Origin of the sequence: Roseovarius marisflavi (assembly GCF_900142625.1) — a bacterium.
Taxonomy (GTDB): domain Bacteria; phylum Pseudomonadota; class Alphaproteobacteria; order Rhodobacterales; family Rhodobacteraceae; genus Roseovarius; species Roseovarius marisflavi.
The window spans coordinates 1-5,616 of the sequence record NZ_FRBN01000054.1; the positions used below are offsets into that span (position 1 = coordinate 1).

A 5,616-nucleotide genomic window follows, 5' to 3' on the forward strand; every position below is an offset into this window, starting at 1 on the left:
TGCATTGGGTGGCTCCTCCTATACGCAGATATGGACATCTGCAGTATGGCGCATTGCGACGCCGATTGGAGCAGGAGCCATCCACCCCATCAGCTATCCGCCGGTTCTGTTCTCTAATCTGTCAATGCTCGTTTTCTGAGCTTCCTTCTTTTTCGCGTCTGAGGTTGCCTTTGTTCTCTTCGAACTCGATGGTTCATGATGGGGTGGGCTGGGTGTGTGTCGGCAAGGTGGGAACCGCAATCGTGCCGTTGGTTCCGGCTGTTGCTACAGAATCGTCGCCGTGTCTCACGCCCTCCCTCGGACGTCGTCCCGGATGGGAGCTCTGGTATAGGAAGCCTCGCGTTTGTTATCGTGATCTCCGTTATGCGATCTGGAACTCGGTCCCGTCACGCATCATCGCATGCATGACGATGGCCAGACGCCTGGCCAGTGCGACTCTGGCTTTCCTCATTGTCGAGCGCGCCCCGATGGCCAATGCCCATGTCTTGAGCTTGAGAGTGCCAGCACATCTCGTCAGCATCACGTTGGCGGCCTCGTAAAGAAGGGTGCGAACCCTGATATCGCCCCGCTTCGGGATGCTGCCGCTGTAATCGATCTCACCGGATTGATACCGTCGGGGAACGAGCCCCAGGTAGGCGCCGACGTCACGCGATCTCCTGAACCGCGAGGGTTCGTCAATTGCGGCCGCGAAAGCCAGGGCTGTGATCGGGCCAACACCGGGCACTGTCATCAGGCGCGCACAAACCCTGGACGCGCGGGCCATTCGTTTCATGTCGGCATCGATTGCCGCAACCGCCGTGAGGATGGCTTCGCGTGCGGCAAAGAGCCCGCAAAGCGCAGCATGAAGACCCGGCACGCCATCGCTGATCTTCAGCGCCGCGTCCTTGAAGGCCGGCGACAAGGCGCGCGGCAACCGAACGCCGAACACGACGACCAGTCCCCGGATCTGATTGTCGATGGTGACGCGCTGGCCGACCAGCTTCTTGCGGGCTGCAATCAGGGAACGGATCGCATGGGCCGACAAGGATTTGACGTGTGTCAGTTTGTAGAATCCTGTGCGTGCGAGATGCGCCAGGCCGCGGGCATCATTGCGATCTGTCTTGTGCCCCGCCAGAGACTTCAGCGCCTGATACGCCTGCCTGCTCTCAACGCACTGGACCGGAACGCCCTGCTCGACCAGCCCGTGATAGAGCATTGGCGCCATCCTGCCCGTTTCGAAGATGACCTGTTCACAAGGCGGTCCATCTGCGAGAAAGGTCGCGATCATGGCAGGTGACGACCGCGTTTTGCCCTCCCGTACCAGTGCGCCTTCACGATCAAGGACACAAATGTGCGTCTCTTCCATCGAGACATCCAAACCAGCATAATATTCCATCCGTCAGTTCCTCTCTGTTGTTGCCGGTCCATTATACCGGCGGCCTGGCAGAGACAGATAGGGATTGCTCCATGTGGAAAAACACCGTGTTGCTAGCGCAGAAATTGTAACTTTGGAGGCGGCGCAAGCGCTCTTCTGATCAGGCTTTGCGCGCTTGCTGCGGTGCAGGAAAGATCTTGGCCAGTTTGCGGAGGTTTTGGGCGGTTGCGGCGAGGAGAAATTCGTCGTTTGCGCCGCATGGACCTCGTAATCGGAGGCGACCCAGGCCGAGGATGCGTTTGAGGTGGGCAAAGAGCATCTCGACCTTCTTTCGAAGTCGCATCGATACGGCATACTGTTTGGCCTTCGCGATATCGCGGGCAACCTGGCGGGCGTCTTCATGTTCTTCGCGGGTGATCTTCCGGGCCTCTGCATTCGGGCAGCACTGCATTTTTGATGGGCAGGCCTGACAAGTATGTTTCAACGCCTGATACTTGGCGACACCTTTACCGCTGGGACCGCGATTGGGGTCGGAATAGTTCCTGCGGAACTGCTTCAGCGGCTCGCCTTCCGGGCAGATGTATTGGTTGTTCTCTGGGTCCCGCTCGAAGTCGACGCGAGACCATGTTCCGTCTGTCCGCCCGGCTTTGTCGAGCACCGGAATGTGGGGGTTGATTTTACGGTCAACGAGCCAGCCCGGCATCGGCCCTGACCCATAGGCACTATCTGCAATGAGGCGTTCGGGATCCAAATCATGCCGGTGCTTGATCCTATCCAACATGGTGCGCACAGAGCCTGCTTCAGCCTGCCGGATTGACCTCGTTCCTTCGATGTCGACGATCACACTGTGATCGGTATCGATCAGATAGTTGGTGGAATAGGCAAAGAATGCTGGGCCTTTACGTGCCGCCGTCCATTGGCTGGAGGGGTCAGAATGGGATGTGAACTTGGGCTCAACCTCAGATGCTGCACCAAAGGCAGCGTCATCCAGCACGTTGAGATATTCGCGAACGGCGCGTGGCGCATCAGTTGGATCAATGGCGCTGCGGTCCCAGTCTTCCTTTGGCGTAGAGTTCTGTTTGTTGGCGTCAGCTTCGATTAAGCTGGCATCTGCCGCAAGCCGTTGCCCACTCACCAAACCGTCAGCGATGCAGCGCGCGACGGTCTTTTCAAACAAGTGGCGAAGCAAAGCGCTCTCACGGAAGCGCCCATGCCGGTTCTTTGAGAAGGTCGAATGGTCGGGTATTGGATCAGACAGATCGAGGCGACAAAACCAGCGATACGCCAAGTTCAAATGCACCTCTTCGCACAACCGGCGCTCTGACCTGATACCGAAGCAATAGCCCACCAAAAGCATCCGGATCAGCAGCTCAGGATCAATCGATGGGCGGCCTGTGTGGCTGTAAAACTCGGACAGATACTGGCGGATGTCGCTCAGATCGACGAACCGGTCAATCGAACGCAGAAGATGATCTTGTGGAACGTGATCGTTCAGCGAGAACTCATAAAACAGCGCCGCCTGTGCTTCCTGCCTCGGTCCCAACATCGCAAAATCCCCCGATTAATATGGGAATTGAATCAGTGATGCACGCCTCGATCAAGGAAGAGTTTTTCAACAGAATTCGCGGATTGTGTGGAAAAACTCGATGCCCGAACCGTACGGGCCAAATCGGCAGAATTTCTTCCCGCCAATGCCTGATTTTGGAAATCTTGTTTGCCAAGGTGCCCCTTGGCGGAACCAGATCCTGAAATTCGCGTGCGATTTTGAGCCACCGGAGTTCTTCAACAAAATCCGCCCTTCCTGACAAAACCGACTTATCGACAAAACCCACCTGGCGCGCCCCTGATACCGGATTTATTGTCACTTTTTCCGGTTCCGCCAGCAGCCCATGGGCAAGCGGGCTGACTTACTCGAGACCCGTTGATGGGATGGGGTTGGAACCGCCAGTGCAGCTGCTCCGGCCTAGGTCAGATTTTCATATCCACGCCATGGCGATCACCGCGGCCAAAACTCGTGCTCACGTCGTACAGCCGACGCCCGACCAGCAGCACAGCTTGGCCGGAAGACTTGATCTGTGCCTAGAACAGCGCCAGTGTGCCAGAAGAGGCGTTCGACTTGGGGAGTTTCGGCTGATTGCTTCCGATTGAAGGGGCCAAAATGAGCAGATTGCACGATGATTTGGGAGTGATCCATCCGGTGAGCGCAGGTGTGCGCAGTGCTGGTTGACGGTGAAAACGTCAACACCATCCCGGCAGCTGAAATATTGTGCGGGGTGGGCGGAGCCGAAAAAGCCGCCGTGCGCCGCGTTTATGGTGACGCCGCACAAGTCGCGACCTGGGCGGAGACACCTGGCTTTCGTCTTGTGCATACCGTGCGCGGGAAAAACTCAGCCGACATTCGTTTGTCGATCGACGCGGTGCATCTGTCCCATGTGGGCGGCATCGGAACCCTTGTTATTATAACCTCAGACGGGGATTTTAGCCATCTGGCCCATCATCTTCGCGAACGCCATTTTCGAGTGATTGGGCTGGGCGAGCCGAAAACTCCGGAGGTCTTTCGGGCAGCGTGCAGCCAGTTCATTGAGATTGAAGCCGTTTCAAAGGATCAAGTGCCAAAGACGCCAGCGGCCAACGCTTTGAGTGCGATGGACATACGACTCCGTCAGGTAATCCTTGAAAATGGGGATACCAATGGAATTCCAATTGTTGGCCTGAACGGCCCGATGCGCGAATTCGGCACCAAGATCAGCGCCCACCCGGACAAGACTTGGCGGGCCTACCTGACAAAACGCCCCGAGCTCTTTGCCTTTGGTCCGAAAGGTCCGAACGCCAAGGTGCGCTGGATTGGATCGCAGAGCTAGATCCGCTCCACCATCACCTCATCGCCGACATAAAAAGCCCGGTGGTCCTTGATCCGAGCCAAGCCTTCGCCGGGCTCTCATAACTCTAAAACGCATTCTCGATGGGTAATCCCCCAAGTTTGCAGTGTTTACCGGGTTTGGCACGGTCCCCGGCGATGCAACAGAGGGTTCGCATTCCCCACCTTGGTTAGCGCGAGGAAGTCTTTGACTGTCAGATACCGCACCTCGAATTTTCCGGCGGGATGTGATACAAATGAACTATCAGTCTCATGCGTGAGTTAGGGGCGCGCTGGATCGAATGCAGCCCCACAAACGGAGTATGAAATATGGATATGATGAAAGTCAGCGAATACGCTCAAGCGCTGTACAGCGCGCACGGTGACAAAGCCGAGCTTGAAGCCGCGCGGCATCAAAAGGAGCAAGAGGCATCTGGAAACAAAGACCAAGCACAGGTCTGGTTGTCCATCAGATCGGCCATCCGTCAGTTGAAGGGCGCAAATCAAAGCTAACCTGCAGACCCACTTTGCCTGAAACCCGCCGATGGTGTGGGTTCGCCGGGCGTGCTCGGACATACTGGACGCTTGGGGTCGAAGCTATTTGGCAAACGCCGACAGATGCCCTAGAATAATATGCGATGGCGCAGCTTCTGATCGTTTATCATTCCAGGACGGGTGGCAGCAGGCAGATGGCCGGAGCGGCTTATTCAGCGGCATGCGAAGAAGTGACAACTATTTTAAAAACTGCGGAAGAGGCCGGGCCCCAGGATCTTCTGCGTGCAGACGGTTTCATCTTTTGCTCCCCTGAAAACCTTGCAGCGATTGCAGGCATGATGAAGGATTTCTTTGACCGGAGCTATTATCCGGTCCTTGGGCGTATCGAGGGGCACCCATACGCGCAGATGATATGTGCCGGTTCGGATGGGGAAAACGCTGCTCGTCAAACTGCGCGGATTGCCCAAGGTTGGCGGCTCAAGGAAGTGCAGCCTCCGTTGATTATTTGCACCCATGCCCAGAAACCCGAGGACATCCTGGCCGAGAAAAATATCGCCGAAGAACAGCTAGCCCTTTGTCGAGACCTTGGCACGGCGATGGGTGCAGGGCTGAGTATGGGCGTGTTTTGACTGGATGTGGGTGCATTCAGATCGCTCACAGATGCTGAAACACCTTTGCCGTGCTTAACGGGTTGTGGTGCGACCGCTCGATGATGCGGTCATGGGTGCAAACGGTTTGGCCTTCCGCCACGATGACCTGCCGTTCGGGGGAGACATGCAGGCTGACGCGGCGGTTCGCAAAGCTGGCCGGAACGCTGTCAACGTCGCCGCAGTGGCGATGGCAAACAAACTGGCGAGGATCGCGTGGGCCGTGCTGACAAAGGGTGAGCGCTATAGAGCAAGTGCTCTGG

At 56.8% G+C, this 5,616-nt stretch carries 6 protein-coding genes and 1 pseudogene; 4 read left to right on the forward strand and 3 right to left on the reverse strand.

Features of this window, described 5'->3' with window-relative positions:
• Positions 1 to 361: 361 nt before the first annotated feature.
• The 3 genes from BUB78_RS19610 to BUB78_RS21030 all read right to left on the reverse strand — a co-directional run bounded on the left by BUB78_RS19610 (position 362) and on the right by BUB78_RS21030 (position 3,186).
• Complete coding sequence (locus BUB78_RS19610) at positions 362 to 1,375, reverse strand: IS110 family RNA-guided transposase (protein WP_073201069.1); 1,014 nt, start codon at positions 1,373 to 1,375, stop codon at positions 362 to 364.
• 139 nt (positions 1,376 to 1,514) lie between these two features.
• Entirely contained in the window at positions 1,515 to 2,900 is a 1,386-nt protein-coding gene (locus BUB78_RS19615) for an IS1182 family transposase (protein WP_073201072.1), read from the reverse strand.
• A complete protein-coding gene (locus BUB78_RS21030) occupies positions 2,857 to 3,186 on the reverse strand; it encodes a hypothetical protein (RefSeq protein ID WP_220084055.1) in 330 nt (109 codons plus the stop codon). The genes BUB78_RS19615 and BUB78_RS21030 overlap by 44 nt, the downstream gene beginning before the upstream one ends.
• A gap of 384 nt (positions 3,187 to 3,570) precedes the next feature.
• On the opposite strand from BUB78_RS21030, the gene BUB78_RS19620 reads away from it, so the two are divergent.
• From BUB78_RS19620 to BUB78_RS21635, 4 genes and pseudogenes are all read left to right on the forward strand, one after another.
• Positions 3,571 to 4,215, forward strand: a complete 645-nt coding sequence (locus tag BUB78_RS19620; protein ID WP_170865126.1) for an NYN domain-containing protein — start codon at positions 3,571 to 3,573, stop codon at positions 4,213 to 4,215.
• Between the two features lie 326 nt (positions 4,216 to 4,541).
• Complete coding sequence (locus tag BUB78_RS19625) at positions 4,542 to 4,724, forward strand: hypothetical protein (RefSeq protein ID WP_073201075.1); 183 nt, start codon at positions 4,542 to 4,544, stop codon at positions 4,722 to 4,724.
• A 125-nt stretch (positions 4,725 to 4,849) separates the two neighbouring features.
• On the forward strand, positions 4,850 to 5,335 hold the full coding sequence (locus BUB78_RS19630; protein WP_073201077.1) for a flavodoxin family protein: 486 nt from the start codon (positions 4,850 to 4,852) through the stop codon (positions 5,333 to 5,335).
• A 178-nt stretch (positions 5,336 to 5,513) separates the two neighbouring features.
• A pseudogene (locus tag BUB78_RS21635) lies at positions 5,514 to 5,616 on the forward strand (IS110 family transposase); the annotation flags it as partial.

Excerpts from the sequence above, each read along its gene's own strand:
- BUB78_RS19610 (WP_073201069.1), bottom strand. The coding sequence starts at position 1,375 with ATGGAATATTATGCTGGTTTGGATGTCTCGATGGAAGAGACGCACATT.
- BUB78_RS19615 (WP_073201072.1), bottom strand. The coding sequence starts at position 2,900 with ATGTTGGGACCGAGGCAGGAAGCACAGGCGGCGCTGTTTTATGAGTTC.
- BUB78_RS19625 (WP_073201075.1), top strand. The coding sequence starts at position 4,542 with ATGGATATGATGAAAGTCAGCGAATACGCTCAAGCGCTGTACAGCGCG.
- BUB78_RS19630 (WP_073201077.1), top strand. The coding sequence starts at position 4,850 with ATGGCGCAGCTTCTGATCGTTTATCATTCCAGGACGGGTGGCAGCAGG.